General features: G+C 50.4%; 21 protein-coding genes, 1 pseudogene and 2 riboswitches. Of the genes and pseudogenes, 12 read left to right on the forward strand and 10 right to left on the reverse strand.

The genetic code is table 11. The features are described 5' to 3' along the window. Nucleotides 1–82: 82 nt before the first annotated feature. Nucleotides 83–1,912, reverse strand: a complete 1,830-nt coding sequence (gene glmS, locus ACTBZS_RS00155; protein ID WP_460430944.1) for a glutamine--fructose-6-phosphate transaminase (isomerizing) — start codon at nt 1,910–1,912, stop codon at nt 83–85. 224 nt (nt 1,913–2,136) lie between these two features. On the opposite strand from glmS, the gene ACTBZS_RS00160 reads away from it, so the two are divergent. Next, the gene (locus ACTBZS_RS00160) at nt 2,137–3,741 is read left to right on the forward strand and encodes a methyl-accepting chemotaxis protein (protein WP_463042944.1); all 1,605 of its coding nucleotides are present in this window, start codon (nt 2,137–2,139) and stop codon (nt 3,739–3,741) included. A gap of 88 nt (nt 3,742–3,829) precedes the next feature. Here the strand turns inward: ACTBZS_RS00160 and ACTBZS_RS00165 are convergent, their stop codons facing one another. Next, nucleotides 3,830–4,366: a DUF4440 domain-containing protein gene (locus ACTBZS_RS00165; protein WP_460430942.1), complete on the reverse strand. Its 537-nt coding sequence runs from the start codon at nt 4,364–4,366 to the stop codon at nt 3,830–3,832. 613 nt (nt 4,367–4,979) lie between these two features. On the opposite strand from ACTBZS_RS00165, the pseudogene ACTBZS_RS00170 reads away from it, so the two are divergent. Further along, nucleotides 4,980–5,491: pseudogene (locus tag ACTBZS_RS00170) on the forward strand (REP-associated tyrosine transposase). Between the two features lie 134 nt (nt 5,492–5,625). Here the strand turns inward: ACTBZS_RS00170 and gcvP are convergent. The 6 genes from gcvP to ACTBZS_RS00200 all read right to left on the reverse strand — a co-directional run bounded on the left by gcvP (nt 5,626) and on the right by ACTBZS_RS00200 (nt 12,978). Next, nucleotides 5,626–8,484, reverse strand: coding sequence for an aminomethyl-transferring glycine dehydrogenase (gene gcvP, locus ACTBZS_RS00175; RefSeq protein WP_463042945.1), 2,859 nt, complete (start codon nt 8,482–8,484; stop codon nt 5,626–5,628). A 79-nt stretch (nt 8,485–8,563) separates the two neighbouring features. Beyond that, nucleotides 8,564–8,950: a glycine cleavage system protein GcvH gene (gene gcvH, locus ACTBZS_RS00180; RefSeq protein WP_460430939.1), complete on the reverse strand. Its 387-nt coding sequence runs from the start codon at nt 8,948–8,950 to the stop codon at nt 8,564–8,566. Between the two features lie 105 nt (nt 8,951–9,055). Then, nucleotides 9,056–10,147 (reverse strand): glycine cleavage system aminomethyltransferase GcvT, encoded by a 1,092-nt coding sequence (gcvT, locus tag ACTBZS_RS00185; protein ID WP_463042946.1) that lies wholly within the window; start codon nt 10,145–10,147, stop codon nt 9,056–9,058. 37 nt (nt 10,148–10,184) lie between these two features. Beyond that, nucleotides 10,185–10,294: riboswitch (glycine riboswitch) on the reverse strand. Between the two features lie 8 nt (nt 10,295–10,302). Beyond that, a riboswitch (glycine riboswitch) is annotated at nt 10,303–10,393 on the reverse strand. Between the two features lie 2 nt (nt 10,394–10,395). Next, nucleotides 10,396–11,301 (reverse strand): tRNA glutamyl-Q(34) synthetase GluQRS, encoded by a 906-nt coding sequence (gene gluQRS, locus ACTBZS_RS00190; RefSeq protein WP_463042947.1) that lies wholly within the window; start codon nt 11,299–11,301, stop codon nt 10,396–10,398. Then, nucleotides 11,298–11,819 carry a chemotaxis protein CheD gene (locus ACTBZS_RS00195; RefSeq protein ID WP_460430936.1) on the reverse strand — a complete coding sequence of 174 codons (522 nt, stop codon included), beginning with the start codon at nt 11,817–11,819 and terminating at the stop codon, nt 11,298–11,300. The genes gluQRS and ACTBZS_RS00195 overlap by 4 nt, the downstream gene beginning before the upstream one ends. Next, nucleotides 11,812–12,978: a sensor histidine kinase gene (locus tag ACTBZS_RS00200; RefSeq protein WP_463042948.1), complete on the reverse strand. Its 1,167-nt coding sequence runs from the start codon at nt 12,976–12,978 to the stop codon at nt 11,812–11,814. The genes ACTBZS_RS00195 and ACTBZS_RS00200 overlap by 8 nt, the downstream gene beginning before the upstream one ends. A gap of 187 nt (nt 12,979–13,165) precedes the next feature. Here ACTBZS_RS00200 and ACTBZS_RS00205 point away from each other — a divergent pair, with 187 nt between their 5' ends. The 9 genes from ACTBZS_RS00205 to ACTBZS_RS00245 all read left to right on the forward strand — a co-directional run bounded on the left by ACTBZS_RS00205 (nt 13,166) and on the right by ACTBZS_RS00245 (nt 21,862). Further along, nucleotides 13,166–14,110 carry a chemotaxis protein gene (locus ACTBZS_RS00205; RefSeq protein ID WP_460430934.1) on the forward strand — a complete coding sequence of 315 codons (945 nt, stop codon included), beginning with the start codon at nt 13,166–13,168 and terminating at the stop codon, nt 14,108–14,110. 60 nt (nt 14,111–14,170) lie between these two features. After that, nucleotides 14,171–15,115 (forward strand): chemotaxis protein, encoded by a 945-nt coding sequence (locus ACTBZS_RS00210; protein ID WP_460430933.1) that lies wholly within the window; start codon nt 14,171–14,173, stop codon nt 15,113–15,115. Between the two features lie 70 nt (nt 15,116–15,185). Further along, nucleotides 15,186–15,584: a chemotaxis response regulator CheY gene (gene cheY, locus ACTBZS_RS00215; protein ID WP_022652727.1), complete on the forward strand. Its 399-nt coding sequence runs from the start codon at nt 15,186–15,188 to the stop codon at nt 15,582–15,584. Nucleotides 15,585–15,611: 27 nt separating this feature from the next. Beyond that, nucleotides 15,612–16,709 carry a protein phosphatase CheZ gene (gene cheZ, locus ACTBZS_RS00220; RefSeq protein WP_463042949.1) on the forward strand — a complete coding sequence of 366 codons (1,098 nt, stop codon included), beginning with the start codon at nt 15,612–15,614 and terminating at the stop codon, nt 16,707–16,709. A 68-nt stretch (nt 16,710–16,777) separates the two neighbouring features. Continuing rightward, on the forward strand, nt 16,778–18,700 hold the full coding sequence (locus tag ACTBZS_RS00225) for a chemotaxis protein CheA (RefSeq protein ID WP_460430931.1): 1,923 nt from the start codon (nt 16,778–16,780) through the stop codon (nt 18,698–18,700). 20 nt (nt 18,701–18,720) lie between these two features. After that, nucleotides 18,721–19,938, forward strand: coding sequence for an EAL and HDOD domain-containing protein (locus ACTBZS_RS00230; RefSeq protein WP_460430930.1), 1,218 nt, complete (start codon nt 18,721–18,723; stop codon nt 19,936–19,938). Nucleotides 19,939–20,014: 76 nt separating this feature from the next. Next, a complete protein-coding gene (gene tsaB, locus ACTBZS_RS00235; protein ID WP_460430929.1) occupies nt 20,015–20,680 on the forward strand; it encodes a tRNA (adenosine(37)-N6)-threonylcarbamoyltransferase complex dimerization subunit type 1 TsaB in 666 nt (221 codons plus the stop codon). Further along, a complete protein-coding gene (locus tag ACTBZS_RS00240) occupies nt 20,667–21,149 on the forward strand; it encodes a GNAT family N-acetyltransferase (RefSeq protein WP_460430928.1) in 483 nt (160 codons plus the stop codon). Before tsaB ends, ACTBZS_RS00240 begins: the two co-directional genes overlap by 14 nt. Further along, a complete protein-coding gene (locus tag ACTBZS_RS00245) occupies nt 21,146–21,862 on the forward strand; it encodes a uracil-DNA glycosylase (RefSeq protein ID WP_460430927.1) in 717 nt (238 codons plus the stop codon). Before ACTBZS_RS00240 ends, ACTBZS_RS00245 begins: the two co-directional genes overlap by 4 nt. A 78-nt stretch (nt 21,863–21,940) precedes the next feature. Here ACTBZS_RS00245 and rpmG read toward each other — a convergent pair whose 3' ends face one another. After that, complete coding sequence (gene rpmG / locus ACTBZS_RS00250; protein ID WP_460430926.1) at nt 21,941–22,096, reverse strand: 50S ribosomal protein L33; 156 nt, start codon at nt 22,094–22,096, stop codon at nt 21,941–21,943. Nucleotides 22,097–22,117: 21 nt separating this feature from the next. Then, nucleotides 22,118–22,351, reverse strand: coding sequence for a 50S ribosomal protein L28 (rpmB, locus tag ACTBZS_RS00255; protein WP_022652720.1), 234 nt, complete (start codon nt 22,349–22,351; stop codon nt 22,118–22,120). Nucleotides 22,352–22,598: 247 nt separating this feature from the next. Here rpmB and ACTBZS_RS00260 point away from each other — a divergent pair, with 247 nt between their 5' ends. After that, nucleotides 22,599–24,245, forward strand: a complete 1,647-nt coding sequence (locus ACTBZS_RS00260; RefSeq protein ID WP_460430925.1) for a CTP synthase — start codon at nt 22,599–22,601, stop codon at nt 24,243–24,245. Nucleotides 24,246–24,250: the final 5 nt, after the last annotated feature.

Genomic DNA, 24,250 nt, shown 5'->3' on the forward strand with positions numbered 1-24,250 from the left:
ATCTTATCCTTCTAATGTTTCTCTCCAGCCATGAAGTCAGATGGACACATTGCTGTGTCCATCCGAAGGTGTCTAACGACTGTTACTCCACCGTCACCGACTTAGCGAGGTTACGTGGTTTATCGACATCAGTACCACGCGCCAGCGCAGCGTGATACGCCAGCAATTGCACCGGAATCGCATGCACCACCGGCGACAACACCCCCACATGACGCGGTGTGCGAATCACATGCACCCCTTCAGAATCATGGAAATGGCTGTCTAAATCGGCAAAGACAAATAGCTCACCACCTCGGGCGCGCACTTCTTGCATGTTCGACTTCACTTTTTCCAGCAGACTGTCATTCGGGGCAATCACCACCACCGGCATATCCTCATCCACCAGCGCCAATGGGCCATGCTTCAACTCACCCGCAGGGTAGGCTTCGGCATGAATGTAGGTGATTTCCTTCAGCTTTAACGCCCCCTCCAGCGCAATCGGATAATGCACACCACGTCCCAAAAATAAAGCGTGATGGCGCTTGGCAAATTGTTCAGCCCACAAGGTAATCTGCGGTTCGAGGTTGAGCGCATGTTGCACACTGCCGGGCAAATGGCGCAGGGCATCTAAATAACGGGTTTCCGTGGCCTCATCTAAGCGTTGCCGTTGTTTTGCCAAAGTAACAGCCAAACTAAACAGCGCCAGCAATTGGGTCGTAAAAGCCTTGGTCGAAGCCACACCAATTTCTGCACCCGCACGGGTATAAAACACCAGATCAGAAGCACGAGGAATCGCGCTGCCCATTACATTACAAATCGACAACGTGGTTTTATGCCCTAGTTCTTTGGCGCGTTTTAATGCCTCGGCTGTATCCAGCGTTTCGCCAGATTGCGATAACGTGACCACCAGATAATTAGGATCAGCCCAAGCATCGCGATAGCGGTACTCGCTGGCAATTTCGACATGACATGGCAGCCCCGCAATGCCCTCAATCCAATATTTGGCAGTTAAACCAGCGTAGTAGCTGGTACCACATGCCAAAATCAGCAAACCTGTCACTTCATTAAAGCGACTGGCGGCGTGTTCACCGAACAAATCGGGGGTAAAGCCTTGTTCAAGGATTTGCTCCAGCGTATCGCTCAGGGCTTTGGGCTGTTCGTGAATTTCTTTTTGCATAAAGTGGCTGTAAGGGCCAAGCTCTAACGAAGCCAGAGAGACATCCGACAACAACACCGGTCGCTCACACGGCTGATCTTGACCGTCAATCACTTGTACCGTCTGACGGCTCACGCGTGCCACATCGCCCTCTTCTAAGAACATCACACGGCGCGTCGCTGACAACACGGCGGAAACATCAGAGGCAATAAAATTCTCGCCTTCGCCTAAACCAATCAACAACGGGCACCCCATACGGGCACACGCCAATTCCTCAGGTCTATCCAGCGCCATCACACAGATGGCATAGGCGCCACTCAACTCACGGACCGCCAAACGGGTGGCTTCGAATAAGTCGGCAGTAGATTGATAGTAGTGATGAATCAGGTGAGCAATCACCTCGGTATCGGTTTGAGACGTAAATTCATAACCGAGTGCCAACAACCGTTCGCGCTGTGCTTCGTGGTTTTCAATAATGCCGTTGTGCACCACCGCAATTTGCTCGGATGAAATATGTGGGTGTGCATTCGGTTCGGTAACCCCACCATGTGTCGCCCAACGGGTATGACCAATCCCAAGGCCAGCCGCCAACTCGACCGCCTCAGCCGCCGCCTGCATTTCAGCCACACGGCCAACACGGCGCACCCGCTCTATCCCCTGTTCGGTCAATACGGCAATCCCCGCAGAATCATACCCACGGTATTCCAAACGACGTAAACCATCGATCAATAGCGGCACGATATTTCGCGCGGCAATCGCGCCAACAACACCACACATACGGCAACCTTTATCTTGAAATGGAGGAATGGCAGGTATTTTGACACTGCCGTTGCGGGAAAACGAGCCCTATCGAATCGGGTCGGCAAAGCCAGCACGGCGGGAGAGTTTGTTTGATGACAAATAAGCGAAGGTTTATTGTTTTGTTAAGTTTTAATTCTGTTAGGATAGCCGCCGTGCCGGTGGTTTTAGCGAAATTGTAGAAAAGACATGGGATATTCGGTATGAATGTAAAAGCATGGATGATTGCTTTAGTGGTACAAACGTCAATTTTGACCTTGGCCGCTTTAGTCATTGTGTTTGGCGTGATGCGCTATAGCTATCAACTTCTCGACCAACATTTAGAACAAGACGTGACCTTGGAGCGAGAGCTGAATGCTGTTTATGCCGAGGCGCTGGGTATTCGTCTTGCCATGCACGCCATGTTGCTCAATCCCAATAACCCCAATGCCCCTAGCTCGTATCAACGAGCTCGGACAGAGTTTGAAAAAGCCTCTAGCGCACTGCAACAACGTGCCCAGAATCACCCTGAACTCAGCACCATTATTCAAGCACAACAAGCTTGGTTACCGATGGCAGATGGTGTGATGCGGTTGATTCAGGCAAACGATTTAGCCGGTGGTCAAGCCGAATTCAAAAAAGAAATCCCCATTTGGCAAAAGCTCCGCAAACCCTTATTAGCGTTGTTAGAACAGCAAAAACACATTTCCGACCAAGCCCGCGCAGGGGCTTTGGCATGGGAACAAAAAGCGCAGTGGATCGCCCTCGGTACCGGTGGGCTGATTGTGTTGATTCTCACACTGTCATCTATCTGGTTTGCCCGCCGTTTAATGCTTAACCTTGGTGGAGAACTCAATTATGCGGTGCAAGTCACGCAGACAATTGCCTCGGGACGCTTGGACCAAACGATTGAGACCGATGCCGCCGCACCCAATAGCCTGTTATCTGCCATGAAAGAAATGCAACAACAACTGGCAGGGACAGTCAGCGATATTCGCAGCTATAGCGTGCAAGTGGCTGCGTCGATTGGTGAACTGCAACAAAATGAACAACAACTGGCACAGCTGGCGCTAGAACAAAGCCAAGCGGCAACGCGGATGAGCGCCACTGTCGAAGAAATGAGCCACAGTATTGGTCAGGTGGCAGAACACGCTGAGCAAGCCGACCGCATTACCAGCGAAACTGGCGTCCAAGTTCGCCGCAGTGTCGATACCATTACTGATAGCAGTAATATGATTCGACAAGTCAATGATTGCATGGAAGCGTCTGCCGCCGTGATGAGCGAATTGGGCAGCAATGCGGCCAATATTTCCAGCATTGTGAAAGTGATTCAAGAAATCGCCGAGCAAACCAATCTATTGGCCCTCAACGCCGCCATTGAAGCAGCCCGCGCCGGAGAGCAGGGGCGAGGGTTTGCCGTGGTCGCGGATGAAGTACGCAAGCTGGCCGAACGTACTGCACAATCAACACATGAAATCACCGCCATGATTGAGCGTGTCCAAAGCAGTGCAGAACAAGCGGTGAAAAATATGGAAACAGGCCGACAATTGGTAGAAAACAGCACCAATCAAGTTTCCTCCGCACAACAGGCGGTGTCGGAATTACAACAGCAAGCCCGTCAGGTACAACAAGCGGTCACCTATATCAGCCAAGCGTTGGGCGAACAACGCTCAGCCAGTGGAGATATTGCACAAAACATTCAACATATTGCTGTGATGAGTGAACAAAGCCACAGCGCCACACAGAGCACCTTACAACATGCCGACACCCTACATGACCTTGCTTTGGCCTTAGAAAAAGCAGTTGAGCGTTTTCGGATCCACCGCTAAGAGTATCACCGAAAAAAAGCCCCCAAGATCTGGGGGTGTTAGAGCACTGACAAAGCCCTCAAACAATTGGGGGCTTTTTGTTTAGTGTTTAATGTGCTGCACCGGCTTTTTCTGGCATGGCAGAGGAATGGTGGCTGGTAATCAACCAGTTTTGACCATCCCAGCGGTAGGTATAGCTATAACGGCCACTGACCGAGGCACCGGTTTTGCGGAAATAGAAGGTGTATAAACCGGCATCAACGGCGGTATTGCAACCAATTTCGATATGGCGCAGGTCAATTTTACCGACTGGGCCATTGGCAAGGAAATGTTCAAAGTAATCTTGTTTTTCTGCTGCAGAGAGACGAGGTTTGTTTGATACCGTGGGGAGTAGGATTGAGCGTGGGGCATAGTTAGCCACCACTTGTTTGGGGTTGCCACTGAGCAAGGATTGGTTCCAGCGATCAAACAAAGCAGCAATTTCGCCTTCGCTGGTCAGTTTGCACATTTCCGTGCGGGCAAAGGTGGCATCTTGGTAAACGGGTTGGACGTAGGCAGGGCCGTAGTGATGGGAGGCAGGAGGGGTAACACAGCCGGTTAGAGCGACAACACCAGCAAGGCTCAATGGGAGCAGGGCATGTTTCATTGCAAATTCCACCTTTTATTATTTGGGACAAAGTGTGTTGTCCTAATCATGGCGGAAATCGCCCAACTTGGCACCCCTTTTTTATTGCAAATTCGGCAATTTCGCGAGAAAACACGAGATCAAAACGAGCACTTAGCAGTTTGGTACATCACTTAACCCTCATTATCCGTATGGTGCTGTCACCCCGAAGGGGCGACGCACCATGACATCATTCCAATAAGCCATTTCAAACCAGCTTTGGTACGTCGCCCTAACGGGTGACGTACCCTACAACATGACACAATCCTCATTACCTGTACGGTGCTGTCACCCCGAAGGGGCGACGCACCATGATATCATTCCAATAAGCTATCTCAAACCAACTTTGGTACGTCGCCCTAACGGGTGACGTACCCTACAATATGGCTCAATCCTCATGACCCGTACGGTGCCGTTACCCCACAGGGGCGACGCACCATGACACCATTCCAATAAGCCATCTCAAACCAACTTTGGTACGTCGCCCTAACGGATGACGTACCCTACGACACCTTCCGGTACACTTTAACAATAAAACTTGTAAGTCATATAAAAGACCATAAAATTAGCCATTCAATTTTCGATTACTATAACCATGCCTAATTACCGTCGCTTGTGGTATCCAGGTGGTACTTATTTCTTCACAGTCACGCTGCTTGAGCGACATAACAATGATCTACTGGTACGCCACATTGATGTCTTGCGCCAAGCAGTACGCGAGGTAAAACGAACACATCCGTTTACCATTCATGGCTGGGTAGTGTTGCCGGATCATTTGCATTGCGTGTTAGAGCTTCCAGAGAGTGACCATGACTTTGCGCTGCGCTGGCGGTTGATTAAGATGGGATTTTCCAAAAGGGTGCCCAAAGGGGAGCATGCGCCAAGCGGCAAGAGCGCGGGCTGTGGCAACGCCGTTATTGGGAACATCTGATCCGTGATGAAGCTGATTTCGCCGCACATATGGACTATGTGCATATCAACCCGCTGAAACATGGCCTAGTGGCGCGTGTTGCCGACTGGCCGTATTCGACTTTTCATAGGTTGGTGGCTGCTGGGGTTTATCCGGTGGATTGGGCTGGTAATGAGGGTTTGCTTGGTGACGCTTAATGAGTGGTACGTCGCCCTAACGGGTGACGTACCCTACAACACGCCCTAACCCTCATTATCCGTACATAAAAAAACCGCCTAACCCAGTGTCGGGCAAGGCGGTTTTAGCGTGTTTCGGTGTCTGTTTTTACCGATTAGCTGTAGTCGCTCAAAGGTGGGCAGCTACAAATCAGTTGACGGTCGCCTGCCACATCATCAATCCGATTGACGAATGGCCAGAACTTATTCTCGGCCACCCACGCCAGCGGGAATAAACCCTGCTCTCGTGGATAAACACGGTTCCACTCGCCAGTGATATCAGACAAGCTATGCGGCGCATGACGCAATGGACTTTGTTCCGCTGTCCATTCCCCAGCCTCAACACGAGCAATTTCCGCCCGAATCGACAACATCGCCTCAATAAACCGATCCAGCTCAGCCTTCGATTCACTTTCTGTTGGCTCGATCATCAACGTCCCTGCCACAGGGAAGCTCATGGTTGGGGCGTGGAAACCATAATCCATCAAGCGTTTTGCCACATCCACTTCGGTCACACCGGTCGCAGCTTTCAGTGGGCGCAGATCAATAATACATTCATGCGCAACACGGCCATTTTGACCACGGTACAACACTGGGAAAGCGTCTTGCAAACGCGTCGCAATATAGTTGGCGTTGAGCAACGCCACTTGTGTTGCACGTTTCAGCCCTGCGGCGCCCATCATGGTGATATACATCCACGAAATCGGCAGAATCGAGGCTGAACCAAATGGTGCAGCAGACACCGCGCCCTGACCGGCATTATCACCACCACTGCCAGCAACAGCATGGTCTGGCAAGAACGGGGCTAAATGCGCACGCACCCCAATCGGGCCCATGCCGGGGCCGCCGCCACCATGTGGAATGCAGAAGGTTTTATGCAGGTTAATGTGGCTCACATCGGCACCAATATCAGCCGGTCTCACCAGCCCCACCAACGCATTTAAGTTGGCGCCGTCCATGTAAACCTGACCACCATGCTGATGAATGATGTCGCAAATATCACGAATTGCGGCTTCAAATACCCCGTGTGTGGACGGGTAGGTAATCATCAAACATGCTAATTCCGCCGAGTATTGCTCTGCTTTGGCACGTAAATCAGCCACATCGACATTACCATTCTCATCACACGCCACCACAACCACTTTCATGCCCATCATCTGGGCAGTGGCAGGGTTGGTACCGTGCGCGGATTGTGGAATTAAGCAGATGGTGCGCTGTTGTTGACCTTGGCTATCGAGATAGCGGCGGATCGCCAACAGACCGGCGTATTCACCTTGCGCACCAGAGTTCGGCTGCATCGACACCGCAGCAAAGCCAGTCACCGCTTGCAGCTGTTGGCACAGGCCATGGATCATTTCGAGATAACCCGTGGCATGTTCGCGTGGTGCGAAGGGGTGTAGATTGGCAAATTCTGGCCAACTTACAGGCATCATTTCAGCTGCAGCATTGAGCTTCATGGTACAACTACCCAACGCGATCATGCTGTGATCAAGTGCTAAATCACGATTTTGCAAGCGTTTCAGATAGCGCATCATCGCTGTTTCGGTGTGATGGCTGTGGAAAACGGGGTGGGTTAAATAAGCCGATTGACGCACTAAATCGGCAGGCAAAGCATCAGCCGTGCTGCTGTCTAAAGCATAAATATCGACTTCAGCACCCGTCAGGATATTGACTAAAGTGGCAACATCGTTGGCAGTCGAGGTTTCACCAAACGACACACTCACGGTATCAGCATTTAAGCGATGCAATAAATAACCCTTGGCAGTCGCTGCAGCCAAGATGCTGTCGGTGTTATCACCGGTATGCAGGCTCACCGTGTCAAAGAAATGCGCGTGCAAGACTTTCACCCCTTGCTGTTGCAACGCAGCAGCGAACAGGGCAGCCAAGCGGTGGACGCGTTGGGCAATGCGTTTGATACCTTCTGGACCATGCCACACAGCATAGAACCCAGCCAAATTGGCTAACAACACCTGTGCGGTACAAATATTGGAGTTGGCTTTTTCACGGCGGATATGTTGCTCGCGTGTTTGCAACGCCATCCGCAATGCACGTTTGCCTTTTGCGTCAACCGACACCCCAATGATACGACCCGGCATAGCACGTTTGTATTCATCACGGGTCGCGAAGTAGGCGGCGTGAGGGCCGCCAAAGCCCATAGGAATCCCAAAGCGTTGTGTTGAACCAAGCGCAATGTCAGCACCCAATTCAGCCGGTGGCGTGAGCAAAGCAAGGGCCAATAAATCCGCTGCCACCGCCACCACACCGCCTTGTGCTTTAATCGCAGCAATGTCTTGTGACAAATTGCTAATGGCACCATCAGCAGCAGGATATTGCAGCAAGGCACCAAACACCGGTTGGGCAGTGGCTTGGCTAATATCGCCAACAATCAGCTCAAAACCATAACCAGCGGCACGGGTTTGCAACACATCAAGCGTGTGTGGAAACACACGAGCATCAACAAAAAACGCTTGGCTTTTGGATTTGCTGACGCGCTTGGCCATCGCCATCGCTTCAGCCGCCGCCGTGGCCTCATCCAATAACGAAGCATTGGCTAAATCAAAGCCAGTAAAGTCCATCACCATTTGCTGATAATTTAACAATGCCTCTAAACGGCCTTGGGCAATTTCAGCTTGATACGGGGTATAGGCGGTGTACCAACCGGGGTTTTCCAACACATTGCGCTGTAACACCGGCGGCATCAAAGTGTCGTAGTAGCCTTGACCAATCAAACTTTTAGCAACGGTATTTTTGCTGGCAATGCTTTTTAACAAAGCAAGGGCATCAGCTTCATCACGAGCCTCAGGCAGCGGTAAGGCTTCGCCAAAGCGGATTGCAGCAGGAACCGTTTGGGCTGTGAGGTCTTCTAGCGAGGCAGCACCGACAGTCGCCAACATGCTGCTGATGTCGTTTTCGTTGGGGCCAATATGGCGGCCAAGAAAAGCGTCGGAAGATTCGAGGGAGCGTAGGGAGGTCATAGTCCGGTCTCAAACAACAGAGGCAAGGCAAAAAAATAAAGCGCCTGTTGTCAAAGACAACAGACGCATCAAACAGGGCTTAGGCGCCCACTTCTGCTGCGTAAGCTTGGGCATCTAACAACGTGTCCAGATCAGCAGGATTGTTCAATTTCAATTTGAAGAACCAAGCGGCACCATACGGATCGCTGTTCGCGGTTTCTGGCGCATCGACCAAGGCTTGGTTAATTTCTAACACTTCACCTGCCAACGGGCTATACACATCGGAAGCGGCTTTCACCGACTCCACCACACCAGCACCATCGCCTTCGGCTAAGTGGCTGCCGACTTCTGGCAATTCCACATACACCACGTCACCCAACAACGCTTGTGCATGATCGGTAATACCAACGGTCACCACACCATTGCCTTCGTCACGAATCCACTCATGGCTGGCCACATATTTCAATTCTGCAGGGATTTGGCTCATTGTCAGTTCTCCAAAATTTTAAGTCAGTCGTAAACAATACAGAGGGGTGAGGCGCAAGCGGATGCCCAACGCCCCACCTAGGGATAGTGAATGATCAAAGAAGGATCAAACAAATTGTCGTTTGCCGTTGCGAACGAATGGCATTTTTACCACGCGCACCGGTGTGGCAGTGCCACGCAGGTCAACGGTGGCTTGTTCGCCAATCGCAGCGGGAACGCGTGCGATAGCAATCGAGAATTTTAAAGTCGGAGAGAAAGTACCGCTGGTGATGATACCGGTGCCAACACCGTCCACATTGACGGGCATCCCTTCACGCAACACCCCACGGCCTTCAAGCACTAAACCCACTTGTTTCATCGCCACACCAGCGGCTTTTTCAGCACTGATGGCAGCACGGCCAATGAAATCACGCTCGGCAGGTTCCCACGCAATGGTCCAACCCATGCCAGCTTGCAGGGGGCTAATGCTGTCGTCCATATCATGGCCATACAAGTTCATACCGGCTTCAAGGCGCAAGGTATCACGCGCACCTAAACCAATCGGTGCCACACCCACGCTCAACAAACCACGGGCAAAGGCGTCTGCTTCATGGTTCGGCACCATCAATTCCAACCCATCTTCACCGGTGTAGCCGGTGCGGGCAATAAACCAGTCGCCAAATGGCAACCCTTGGAATACTTTCAGATTGCGGATGGCTTCTGCCCATTCCGGTTTCACTTGGCACACGCGCTCGATGGCCTCAGGCCCTTGAACAGCAATGATGGATAAATCTTGACGGTGGGTCAGGGTAACCGCACGGCCAGCACTTTGTTCGCGCATCCAAGCCAAGTCTTTATCGCGGGTGCCAGCATTGACAACCATGCGATAGCCGGTGTCGGTCAGATAGACGATCAAATCATCAATCACCCCGCCTTGTGGATTAAGCATAGCGGAATACAACGCCTTGCCCACAAAACCAAGACGCGCCACATCATTGGCTAACAAATAGCGTAACCAATCGGTGGCGTCAGCGCCGGTGATATCAACGATGGTCATGTGTGACACATCAAAGAAGCCTGCGCTTTGGCGCACGATTTCGTGCTCTTTCAGTTGTGAACCGTAGTGAATAGGCATCGACCAGCCGGCAAAATCAACCAGCTTGGCGTTGAGTTCGGTATGGAGGGCGTGTAAGGCGGTGGTTTGGAGAGCTTGCGTCATCAGTGCATCCTTCAGGTGCAGAAAAACCTGTGAAATGATGCACCCCTCTGTCTTGGGCACCTGAGATTTTCCGTAGCATTTGCTCACGTGGCTACGTTAGCCCCTTCGGTGGTCGCAAACGCTGCGACGCTCTCCAGAGTGTTTGGGCATAAAGCCCGTTTTTTGCAGTCCATTTGCCTGAGCGATTGTGCGGGTGCGCTTGCGCCTTCGGCGGTGGTAGAAACCACACTCTCCTGCAAAAGCCGGCATTATGGTGTGCGATCAATGACTTGGCAAGCGGCATTCACATTCGACAGTTGCCAATGTGCCCGCGCCCATTGCCATAACTCGCTGATCTGTTGGTATTCTGGCGGTGCTAATAGCCCTAAACGTTGTAAACCTTGACGCAGTGTCTGCGCGGGTTGTGTCAAATCCAGTGGTGGAGCGAGCGTCTGTTTACTGAGTTTTTCCCCGGCCTGATTGACCAATAACGGCAGGTGGCAATAGCTTGGGGTAGCCACTTGCAGCGCCTGTTGCAAGACAATTTGTCGTGCCGTCGAATCTAATAAATCTGCCCCACGAACCACATCTGTTATGCCCTGTGCAGCATCATCCACCACCACCGCTAATTGATAGGCAAACAAACCATCAGCACGCCGCAGCACAAAATCCCCAATGTCTGCTGCAACATTTTGTTGTTGCCAACCACGCAAGCGGTCATAAAAACGATAGTCACCTGCGGGCACACGCATCCGCCAAGCACGCGCTGTTTTGCCTTGTGGTAAGCCATCTCGACATAAATTGGGATAGATCCATCCTTCCAAACCACGGCGGCCATAGGCAGCAATTTCACTGCGGCTACAGCCACAGCCATAGGCCAAACCTTGTTGCTGCAGTTGATTGAGTGCGGCTTGATAGGCCTCAAGACGGGTGTGTTGGTACAGCACGGGACCATCCCATTCAAACCCGAGTTGTTCCAAAGTGTGCAAGATGCCAGCAGCAGCGCCTGCCACTTCTCGTGGTGGGTCGATATCCTCAATCCGCAGTAACCATTCACCGCCGCGACAACGCGCTTCAAGATAACTGCCAATGGCGGTAGACAATGAACCCGCGTGTAAATGACCAGTGGGGCTGGGCGCAAAGCGTCCACGATAGGGTAGAGCAACAGCAATCATGGGCGAGAAGGTTTACCAGAAGCGATATTGATTAAAGGCAGTTGGGTATGAGGCTCTACTCGGTGGACATGAAATAGCCCTGTTTGGGTATCAAAGCTAATCCGTCGTGGATGCAAGCCGCCGAGGTCGGCATGAATCAGTTTTAAGCCAGATTCACGGACAAATTTTTGTGCAAATTCCGCATTTTTGTCACCCACTTCACAACGCAACACCCCCGGCATCATATTGCCTCCCCCAAACAGCGCCACTTCAATGCGATTGGGGTGTGCCCCTCGTTGAATCATTTCATCCATTAACATCGGCAGCGCCCATTCACCATAACGTGTTCGTATTGCCGCCGGCAATGCCCGCCCCCCTTTGGGCAATAAAAAATGATTCATTCCGGCAATTTTGGTCAGCGGGTCGCGCATACAAGCCGCCACACAAGAACCCAGCAGGGTAACTAAACATGCTGGTTGTTGGCTGATGTGATACCCCCCCGGTGGGATACAAACACGCGGTAGGGCAGGGTTAATCATGGCAGGGTAAACTCAGACGAAAACGACAACGATCATCACGGGTAGGGAGCAAACAAATTTCTCCACCAGCTTCTGTTAACACACGCCGGACAATGGCCAGCCCTAATCCTGTCCCTTCGGAACGTGTGGTGAAGAATGGCTCAAAAATTCGCTCTGCTAGCACGTCGGGGATGATGGGCCCTTGATTGCTGATGGTGATGGTGAGTTGGTTGCCCTCACGTTCGGCTTGCACGCGGATTTGACTGGCTGGGGAGGCAAAATGCATGGCGTTTTCCAACACATTCAGCACAGCACCACCGAGGGCACGACTGTCAATTTGAATCACCACGTCTTGAGGCAAAAGTTGCAAGTCCAATTCCAAGCCTCGACTTTGTAACTGTGGCTGTAGGCTGCGTACGGTTTCAGTCAGAAAACGATTGGCGCTGACTGCTTCCACTTGGGAGGGGCCACCACGAACAAAGCGCAACATGTCTTGCACCAAGCCTTCTAACACCCGCAATCGTTCAGAAACTTTATCCGCAAAGCGTTGTTGTTCTTCCCTCGTGAGCCCTTCGCGCCGTAAATGTCCTGCATACAACATGGCGGTACTCAACGGCGTACGCAGTTGGTGGGCCAACGATGCAGCCATTTGCCCCATGGCAACCAATCGTTGTTGTTGTTCAATTCGTTCTTGCAAATTGTGATGACGAGTGACATCTTGAATCAGCACGATTTGTCCTGCGTCCTCTGGCAGTGGGCGCTGTCTGATATCAAGTTGACGAATATCAGCTTCACCACAACAAAAAACAAAGCGATCCTCAACCGGTGTCGGTGTAAAATAAGGCTGATACGCTGCCCAAGTCGTCTGTGTGAGTGCCTCACCAAATAACTCGCGTGCCGCTGGATTCAGCCGCAGAATTTGGCCCTGTGCATCGATTTCGATGACCCCAGCGGGTAACAGTTCGAGCAATAAACTAAGCCGTGCTAATAAATCTTGATTTTCAGCGGCTTTACGCTCTAACTCTAAGTTAGCACGGGCCAATTCTGCCGTCAGTTCAGCGGCACGTTGCTGTAACTGTTCATAGGACTCGATTAACTCGGCTGAAACTCGATTAAAAACAGAAAAGGCCTCTTCGAGAGAATGCACTTCAGCAGGAGAGTTTGTGGGGGAATGAGACATTCACAAATCGCTTTTATGACGTTTCTTGGGATTTTGTGGTAATAATAGCGTGATGATGCATTCCGTACAGGTTTTGCGCGTTTGACTGCTAAACTGTTTTTGTTTGGCATCATGCCTGTAAATTGTTCGCGATGTCATCCTAAAATTTAATTCAACTCTGACAAAGACCCATTCAGCGGAGCCGCCTGTGTCCGACCTTCTGAAAAGAATCGACGCCCGAACCAAACTTGCGGGTACCAACAAACTGGAGATCCTTCTCTTTTCTCTCGGTATGGATCAGCGCACCGGGCGAAAAGAAATCTTCGGCATCAACGTATTTAAAGTGCGTGAAGTCATGCGTACACCAGAAATCACCACTGCACCAGAAATGCAAGCTTCTGTGGAAGGCATGGTCAGTCTACGTGGTCAGCTGGTACCGGTGATCGACTTGGCAAAATACACTGGCATTATCACAGACAAACAGCCAGAAATCATGATCGTGACTGAATACAACGGTCACACGCAAGGCTTTTTGGTCGAAGCCGTGGATACCATCTTGCGCCTCGACTGGTCGGCAATGCGTGTCCCCCCCGAGATGATTTCTAACCGGATGGGCGGTTTAGTCACCGCAGTCACCGAGTTGGCAGATAACTCGTTAGTGATGATGATTGATGTCGAGAAGGTGTTAGCCGAAACCACCAACATCGACGACTCATTCCAATACGTCAATATCGAGCCCATACAACAACCTTGTATGGTGTTTTATGCCGATGACTCTGCCGTTGCCCGTAAACAGATCGAAAAAACGCTGGATATGATGGGCGTGCGCCATGCTGGGGCCATCAATGGCCGTCGCGCCTGGGATGAGCTGTCACGCATGGCAACCCAATCTGATTTATCTGGTGTGCCATTACGAGACCACCTGCAATTAGTATTAACTGATGTCGAAATGCCAGAAATGGATGGCTATATTTTGACCAAGATGATCAAAAGCGACAGCCGTTTTGCTGGTATTCCAGTATTGATGCACTCATCTCTTTCTGGAACCTCAAACCAAAAACTTGGGCAGTCGGTTGGGGTGGATGCGTATGTATCCAAATTTGAACCACAGAAATTGTCGCTAAAAATCCGCGAAATGCTCAAATTGGGCTGATTGCGTGTGGCTCTCCCTCTTTACTCCGGCATAGCCAAGATGATTTAAGGTCAAGTCATTATGACAGTACAAGACGCTCCTCTTCTGGCGGATATTGATGTTCGCTCACGTATGGCAGGCTCCAATAAAATGGAGATCCTGCTGTTTTCGCTTGGCACACGTGAAATTTTTGGCATCAATGTATTCAAAGTGCGTGAAGTTTCACAAACACCTGAAATCACAAAATCACCCAACATGCCTTTTGGCGTACAAGGCGTGATTTCCTTACGCGGTAACATTATTCCGATAATCTCGCTGGCTAAGTTTATTGGTGCGGCTCAGGCAGAAACACGCACCTATAATTCGATGATTGTGACGGAATTTAACCGCAGTACACAGGCGCTATTGGTCGATTCGGTAGATCGTATTATTCGGGTCGATTGGGAAAAGATGCGGGCACCAGAAAACGTCGTCAGCAGCAGTGGCGGCAACCAAGCCATGATTACCGCGATTACCGAATTGGAAGACGGTAAGCTGGTATCGATTTTAGACGTTGAGCAAATTCTGTCTTCTGTAGTGGGCGAGTCACGGATGCCAGATATCCCACAAGCGGACTTAGCCCCCGATCAATTTGTCTTTTTTGTAGATGATTCGGTGGTAGCACGTAAAGAAATCACCAGCGTGCTCGATAAGATGCGGGTGAAATACCATCAGGCCACCAATGGTCGTGAAGCATGGGATAAATTGCAGTCTTTTGCCAACCGTCAACCAGCAGGCCAAAGCCGCTTGGCTGATACGCTCAAATTAATTTTGGTTGATGCTGAAATGCCAGAGCTAGACGGTTTTGTGCTAACGCGTAATATTAAGAGCGACCCACGCTTTGCTGGGATTCCAGTGGTGATGCACTCATCCATCTCCTCCAATGCCAATCGTGCGATGGGGGCCAGTGTTGGCGTGGATGCTTACGTGGCAAAATTTGAACCGGCGTTGTTGGCAGAGACTTTGCTTCCTTATCTACAAAGATAACAATCTTCTCAAATTGCCATAGAATACGCGGCTCATTTACAACTCTCGACCAACTAGGACATGACAAATTATGGTAGAGGCAAACAAAAATCTTCGTTTTCTCGTCGTTGATGACTTCTCGACGATGCGTCGCATCATCCGTAACCTTTTGAAAGAATTGGGTTTTACCAATGTGGATGAGGCCGAAGATGGGACTGCCGCGCTGCACAAACTCAAAACACAAGCGTATGAGTTTGTGATCTCGGACTGGAACATGCCGAACATGACAGGGATCGAACTGTTGCGTGCCGTGCGTGCAGATCCACAAATTAAACATCTGCCTTTCTTGATGATTACTGCAGAAGCTAAGCGTGAAAACATCATTGAAGCGGCAACTGCAGGTGCTAATGGTTATATCGTCAAACCATTCACCGCAGCAGTCTTGGAAGAAAAACTGGCAAAAATCTTCCAAAACTTGGCCAAACAGTGAGCTAACGCTTAACGGGAGGAAATCATTATGCCGGATCATCTATTGGAAAGCGGAGACTCACCAGAGTTAGAGGCGCTGTTTGACAGCGTGGCACATCAAGGACAAGGCCCTGCGCCTGTGCCCACTCCTGTTGCGATGGCGCCCAGTCCGTCTTTCGATACTGGCTCAGGCGATAGTCCCGAATTAGAGGCGCTGTTTGATAGCGTGGCGCAATCTGCTCATGCACAAACTGCAGTTGTCACACCGCCTCCTATACCGGTTGCTGCTCCCGCCCCATCTTCCCCTTCGGGCGATAACCCCGAACTTGAAGCTTTATTCGATAGCATTGCTCAAGCCGCCCATGCCCCCGTTGCGCCCCCTCCGCCAGCACCGGCACCGGTTTCAATGGAAATGGAAGGGGACAACCCTGAACTTGAGGCGTTGTTTGATGCGGTGGTGCAACAGACACATGCCATGCCAGCAGCGGCACCGGTATCAAGCCCCGCGCCCAGTCCGGTGAATGAATCCAACACCTCGGATCGTGAGGCCGTGATGTATTCCCGTGTCGGTCAGCTAACACGGAAATTCCATGATGCATTACGCGAGTTGGGCTACGACAAATCGCTGGAACGGGCCGCTTCCGCCATTCCTGACGCAAAAGATCGTCTGCAATATGTCGCGACCATGACCGAACAGGCCGCCGAACGGGTGTTAAATGCCACCGATCGCGCTAAACCCTTGCAAGATGAGATGGAGCGTCAGGCACAGGCGTTGTCGCAAGGTTGGCAACAGTTGTTCGACAATAAATTGTCGGTTGAAGAATTCAAATTATTGGCGACAAATTCGCATCGCTTCTTAAACGAATTGCCATCAAAAACCCAAGCAACGAATCAACAACTGATGGAAATCGTGATGGCACAAGATTTCCAAGACTTGACTGGCCAAGTCATCAAACGTGTCTTGAACATGGTGCAGCAAGTCGAAGGTGAGCTGGTTGAGTTTTTGATGGAATATTCTCCTGAGCGAGAGCCAGAACAATGCAGTACAGGTCTGGAAAACGGGCCAGTGATCAATGCCACTGGGCGTACCGATGTCGTTGCAAATCAACAGCAAGTGGATGATCTATTAGAAAGCCTTGGCTTCTAGGGTTCTCGAGAAATTGACCGATACCCGCCCCAGATATCTAAAAATTATAGTGAAAGAGGAACCCCATCATGAGCGACTTCGCCGGAATGGAAGAACTATTGCAAGACTTTCTGACCGAGTCGTCCGAATTGCTGGCCGATGTCGATAACAAACTTGTCGAGCTAGAGAAACGACCTGGCGATACGAATTTGTTAAATGACATTTTCCGTGGGTTCCACACCATCAAAGGCGGAGCGGGCTTTTTAAATGTCGCTTCTCTGGTGTCGTTGTGCCACCGTACGGAAAACTTGTTCGACAAACTCCGTAATAACGAATTGCAACTCTCGGTACAGTTAATGGACGTCATCATGGATGCCACAGGCACAGTCCGTGATATGTTCGATTATCTGGCACAACGCCGGATGCCACCGAGTGCCGACTCTAATTTATTAGATCGCTTAGAAGGCGCCTTGCGTGGTGAAGCAGCAGCACCACCCCCAGTTGCCGCCCCCCCTGCACCAGCACCGGTTGCGCCCGCGCCGGCACCTGCTGCCGCCGCACCCGCGCCAAGTAGCGGCCCAGACTGGCAACAGTTATATCAAGCTGTGGTTGTCCCTGCAGCGGCAGTACCAGCGGTCACCAGTCAGGCAGTCGTTGCCACACCGGCTCCAACACCTGCGCCCGTTGCCACACCAGCCACCGAAGGTGAATTGATTCCTGCCGCTGCCCCGCCTGCTCCACCGCCTCCGCCACGGACACAAAATAAACCAAGCGGGATGGTGACTGCAGCACCACAAGAAAACACCATTCGGATTGATACCCAGCGTCTCGACCAAGTGTTGAACTTGTCTGGTGAGATTGGGTTAACCAAAAACCGCCTTACCACCCTACGTACTGAAATTCTGCAAGGCAATAACTCGCAAAATACTTTACGTGCGTTAGACGAGGCAGTCAGCCAGCTCGATTTATTAGTCGGTGACTTGCAAAATGCGGTGATGAAAACCCGCATGCAGCCAATTGGCCGCTTGTTCCAAAAATATCCTCGTTTGGCTCGTGATCTAGCACGACAGTTAGGCAAAGAAGTTGAGTTGGTCATTTCGGGTGAAGAGACCGAACTCGACAAAACCATGATTGAGGATCTTAACGATCCGCTGGTGCACTTGGTGCGTAATGCGGTCGATCATGGTGTTGAAACGGCAGAAGAACGTATTTCGGTGGGCAAACCTGCCAAGAGCGTGGTTGAACTGTCTGCCACTCAGGTAGGCGACCATATCGTTATTGAGATCAATGATGATGGTCGTGGGATGAATCCTGAGGTGTTGCGTAAAAAAGCGGTGGAAAAAGGGCTGATCGACGCAGAAACCGCTAACAGCATTGACGACAAACAAGCTTTGCATCTTATTTTCTTGCCCGGCTTTTCAACTAAAGATCAAATCTCAAATGTGTCTGGCCGTGGGGTTGGGATGGATGTGGTACGTACCAACATCCAAAAATTAAACGGTCGCATCGACATCAGCTCAGTGATGGGTGAAGGCACACGTTTGAGCATTTCCTTGCCATTGACCCTCGCTATTTTGCCGGTGTTGGTGGTGAAAGTGTGTGGACAACCCTTTGCCGTGCCGTTGGCAATGGTGCGTGAAATTATCCCTATCCAGAAAAACTCGATTCAAGAAGTCTCTGGCCGCCCAACCATTGTGGTGCGTGATGAAATCCTCCCTGTACGCCCCTTGGCAGATTTATTGAACTGGCCACCGACACAAGACCCTGCTTTTGGTGTCTTGATGCAATCGGCAGAAAAAGCCTTTATTTTGGCAATCGATGCCTTTGTAGGCCGTGATGATGTAGTGATTAAACCACTACAAAATATCCGTCCTAAAGGTGTTGCAGGTGCCACGCTGTCGGGCGATGGTTCGGTGGTTCTGGTATTGGACATGGAAGATTTATTGTCTGGGAAAAGCAGCGAGTCGAGCTCTCGTGTCAGCAATAACTTAGCCTTGTTTGATGCTTCATAGGTCTTTTTTGAAGGACGGTCATGCCTAGTGCTGCATTTATCGGTAGACAACCGGTGTTAAACCGTAACCAGCAAATTATCGGTTACGAGCTTTTATTTCGTCTTGATGGTCAGGCGGTTACAGCCGACTTCGACAGTGATTTACAAGCAGGAATCAGCGTATTGGCTAACACCTTGGCCAATATGAGCGCAGGTTGGTTGATTGGCAATAAACTGGCTTTTATCAACGTCGGTGAACGGATGTTGATGAGCGAGTTTTTAGAATTGTTACATCCACAACGGGTGGTGTTGGAAATCAATCCTTCCATCACCTGCAATGAAGAAGTGATCCAGCGGGCGAAGCGTTTACGGGCACAAGGCTTTGGTATTGCACTCGATGATTTTGCCTTGGGCACCACGCAAGCGCAGCTTTTGGGGATTGCTAACTATGTCAAAGTGGACATTTTGCATGCAGACGTGAACCGTTTGCCGCAAATTAGCCAAGACTTGCGCAAACACGCAGTGATCCAACTGGCCGAAAAAGTAGAAACCCGTGAACACTTCCGCTTAGCACGCGATGCAGGGTTTGATGGCTTCCAAGGACACTACTTTGCACGCCCAGAAACATTATCTGCCAAAACCATTCACCCCAATCTGTCGAATATCATCGTCATTTTGAATTTACTGCGTAAAAATGCAGAGATTCCTGATATTGAACGGGCGATGAAGGCCGATGTAGCAATGTCGTATAAGCTATTCCGCTACATCAATTCAGTCGGATTTGCTCTGTGCAGTGAAATCACCTCGATTCGACAAGCGTTGACCTTGCTTGGTTATCAAAAACTCTACCGGTGGCTGACCTTGTTGCTGGTCTCTGCTGGCGAAGAAGCCGGCTTACCTCCAGCTTTATTGAAAACCACCGTGACACGCGGTCGTTTTGCCGAGTTAGTGGGACAATCCATCCGCCATCGCTCTAACAATGATGACTTGTTTATCACGGGCATGTTCTCTTTGCTGGATGTGATTTTAGATATGCCAATGTCGGAAGTATTAGACAATATGCTGTTACCTGAAGAAGTCCGTGAAGCGTTGTTAGAACGCCGTGGCTTGTTTGGTACGGTATTACAACTGATCGAGGCATGTGAAGATCCACAAATGACACAGGTACAGGCACTGAGTGAACAACTCGGTTTATCGGCCAACGAGATCAACCAAGCGCATGTCAATGCTTTGGCGTGGGTGGAAGAACTCGGTATCTAAGTCTCTTGGAAATATGATTTTCGACAGCGGCACCGTTTCCTACGGCTGCCGCTTCTTTATTTGCGATATACAACAAATGAATTGTATTGTTCTCGATACCGCAACCGAGTGGGTTGCATTAGGGGTCTATGCGCATGGCCAGCTATGGCAAGCTGATGCCCATATCAAGCAAGGTCATGCGGAATACACCTTGCCACAACTGCGACAATTGCTGGAACAGGCGAATCTGACTTTAGCTGAGATCGATCTGATTGTGGTAGGCAATGGGCCCGGTGCTTTTACTGGTTTACGCATTGGTTGTGGTTTAGCACAGGGATTGGCTTTTGCTCACCATCTACCGTTAATGCCCGTTTCAACCTTAGCCGCCGTGGCTGCGAGTACAGAGGCTGATTATCCATTGGTCGCAATGGATGCGCGGATGGGCGAAATCTATTTTGCTGCCTATCAAGCGGGTGCATGGCAACAACCGATTGTGTCTCCTCAACTGACCACACCAGAACATATTGCTGCCTTGCCTACTCAGGCATGGACAGGCTGTGGCACAGCATGGTCGGTCTATACAGAGGCCTTGCAACAAGCAGTACAAGACAGCCCGCTCACTATCAGTCCGGTTTCAGTTCCTAGCTCTGCCGGTCTGCTGCGATTGGCGTTGTCGGGACAATTCTCAACCGTATCTGCCGAACAACTGTCGTTGTTGTACCTGCGCGATAAAGTGGCACTGAAAACCCATGAACGACACTAAGGCTCGGCCACAATGTATTTTCTCACTGGCAGAATCGGATTTACCTGAATTGGCCATCATGGCGGCAGAAGCACAAATCGGTGCGTGGACATTGTCGCAATTAGTTAGCTCTTGGCAAGCAGACCACCTTATTATCGGCTTGCGATGGCAACAACAGTGGGTAGGATTTGCGGTGTTATTGCCCTTGCCTGATGAAGTGGAATTATTGGAAATCGTGATTGCGATACCACAACAACGGCAAGGATGGGGACGCTATTTATTAAGCCAGTGTGAAGCATGGGCAATCCAACAGGGTAAGGAACGGATGCTATTAGAAGTACGCGTCAGCAATCAGCCTGCCCGTGGTTTATATCAAAGTCTAGGTTATCAAGAAATTGGGCGACGTCGAGGGTATTACCCTTTGCCTGAAGGTGGGCGCGAAGACGGGCTGGTGTTAGAAAAAATCTTGCCATTACAGGACGCAACATGACCCCAGAACAACAATTTGTTTTAGAGGCAATGGGCGTAACCCCACTCTGGCACTCACGCCATGCCCCGCCTATCGCTGCCACTGCGGCACCCATACCGCCGGCGGCTACCGTATCAGATACAACAGCACTCACCGCAGCGCCAGCAGTCGCCACTGTCGCACCAGTCATAGCGTGGGAAAGCCTACAACAACAGGTTCAACAGTGCCAAAAGTGTGGCTTGGCACAGACCAGAAGCCAAACCGTATTTAGCCGAGGGTCAACGCAAGCGAAGTGGATGATTATTGGAGAAGCCCCCGGCGAACAGGAAGATAAACAAGGTTTACCATTCGTTGGGCCTGCGGGTAAGTTGCTCGATGCAATGTTGCATGCAATCGGGTTAGATCGAGAACAGGATGTCCTGATTGCGAATATTTTGAAATGTCGCCCACCGGGAAACCGCAACCCACAGCCAGCAGAAATCGCCGCTTGTTTTTCATATTTGGAAGCACAGATTGATTATGTCAAACCAGCGATAGTGATAGCCTTGGGGCGCTTTGCCGCACAAACTTTATTAGAGACCGATTCAGCCATCAGCCGTCTGCGTGGGCGGGTACATCGTTGGCGTGATATTCCTTTGGTGGTCAGTTATCACCCTGCTTATTTATTGCGCAATCTACCTGACAAAGCGCGGGCATGGGAGGATTGGTGTTTAGCGCGAGAAGTGATGTCTTAGTGGTTTCGGATGTTGCTTTGATACGAAAAAAGCCTCCAAACGGAGGCTTTTTTCGGTATCTGTCGAGAAACAATCGGCTTATTTGAGCTTAGTTTCTTTATAGATGACGTGCTTGCGTAAAACGGGATCGTACTTCTTGATCTCCATTTTTTCAGGCTTGGTACGTTTGTTTTTGGTTGTGGTGTAGAAGTGACCAGTACCACCGGTCGATTCCAGTTTAATTTTTTCACGCATGGTGATGAAACCTTCCTACTGTCAGATTTCGCCGCGTGCACGCAGATCTGCGAGCACAACGTCGATACCGTTCTTGTCGATGGTACGCAGGGCCGCATTGGACACACGTAAGCGTACCCAGCGGTTTTCGCTCTCAACCCAGAAACGACGATACTGCAGGTTGGGCAGGAACCGGCGCTTGGTCTTATTATTGGCATGGGACACATTATTCCCAACCATCGGACGCTTGCCGGTGACTTTGCAAACTCGCGCCATGAGAGTTATCTCCAGAAACCGATAAAAACCGTCTTTATATCATGAACTAGCAGCTTCACTCAAGCCAAACATGACGACGCAAACACCCTGATGATGAAAATATTGGCAATTTTTGGTGCATGAACTGCATTCGGCGAGGGAATAGGTTTTATCTTGTTGAGTCAATAGTTTGGTTAGCGCAAGGTGCATTGAGAGTGCGCCGCTTTCGGGTTACAATTACCAATTCCATTAGCCCCCGTACTCTCTAATGACCAAGTTTATTTTTGTGACCGGCGGCGTTGTCTCCTCTTTGGGTAAAGGCATCGCCGCCGCGTCTATTGCGGCGATTCTCGAATCTCGTGGCCTCAAAGTCACCATGTTAAAACTCGACCCGTATATCAACGTCGATCCGGGTACGATGAGTCCATTTCAACATGGCGAGGTATTTGTCACCGAAGACGGTGCAGAAACCGACCTTGACCTCGGCCACTATGAGCGTTTCATCAAAGCCCGTATGAAGCGCAGCAATAACTTCACCACCGGCCAAGTTTACGAGTCTGTCATCACTAAAGAACGTCGTGGTGATTACCTTGGCGGCACGGTGCAAGTCATCCCTCACATCACCGATGAAATCAAAGCCAAAGTGCGCGAAGGCGCGGGTGATGTGGATGTGGCGATTGTTGAAATCGGCGGTACAGTGGGTGATATCGAATCGTTGCCTTTCTTAGAGGCCATTCGTCAAATGCGCTCGCATTTGGGTCGCAAAAACACCTTATTTGTCCATCTGTCTTACGTGCCATTTATCGGTGCAGCAGGCGAGATTAAAACCAAACCAACGCAACATTCTGTGCGTGAATTGCGTGAAATTGGTATCCAGCCTGATATTCTGCTGTGCCGCATGGATCGTCCATTACCCGATGAAGAACGTCGCAAAATTGCCTTGTTCTGTAATGTCGAAGAATCGGCGGTCATTGGTTGTTACGATGCCACCTCGATTTACAAAATCCCTGGCATGTTACATACCCAAGGCATCGATGACATTATCAGCGAACAATTCCAACTGGACTTGCCGGCGGCTGATTTATCAGCATGGGATCGCATCGTCCATGCCTTGGAGTTCCCAAAGGACGAAGTCAATATCGCTATGGTCGGCAAATATGTCGATCTGACCGAATCCTATAAATCACTGTCTGAAGCCTTAATTCATGCAGGGATTCACACCAAGTCACGCGTCAACATTCACTACATTGATTCTGAAGAAATCGAACGCAATGGCGCACAAAGTCTGAAAGACATGGACGCCATCTTGGTGCCGGGTGGCTTTGGTAAGCGTGGTGTAGAGGGTAAAATTTGTGCGGTGAAATTTGCCCGTGAACACAAAATCCCCTATTTGGGTATTTGTTTAGGGATGCAAATTGCGCTGATTGAATATGCTCGTGACGTCGCTGGGATGCAGGGCGCTAATTCAACAGAATTTGATCTCGAAACCGACTACCCTGTCGTGGCGCTGATTGATGAATGGGTCAATCACGATGGTAAAGTCGAAAAACGTGATGAAAACTCCAACCTTGGCGGCACCATGCGCTTGGGTGGTCAAGAGTGTGATTTAGTGAGCGACAGCCTTGCTGCCACAATTTATGGTGCCGAGCGAATCGTCGAGCGCCATCGTCATCGTTATGAAGTCAACAATCACTATGTTGAACGCTTGCAAAGCGCTGGCTTGGTCATCAGTGGTCGTTCGGTGGGTGCTGAAAAATTGGTTGAAACGATCGAATTGCCTGCGGCAACCCATCCGTGGTTCTTTGCTTGTCAGTTCCATCCCGAATTTACTTCCACGCCGCGTAATGGTCACCCTTTGTTCATTGCGTATATCAAAGCCGCTTTAGCTCATAAAACAGCTAAAAAAGTGAAATAAATCAA

This window comes from Aquaspirillum sp. (genome assembly GCF_055136605.1).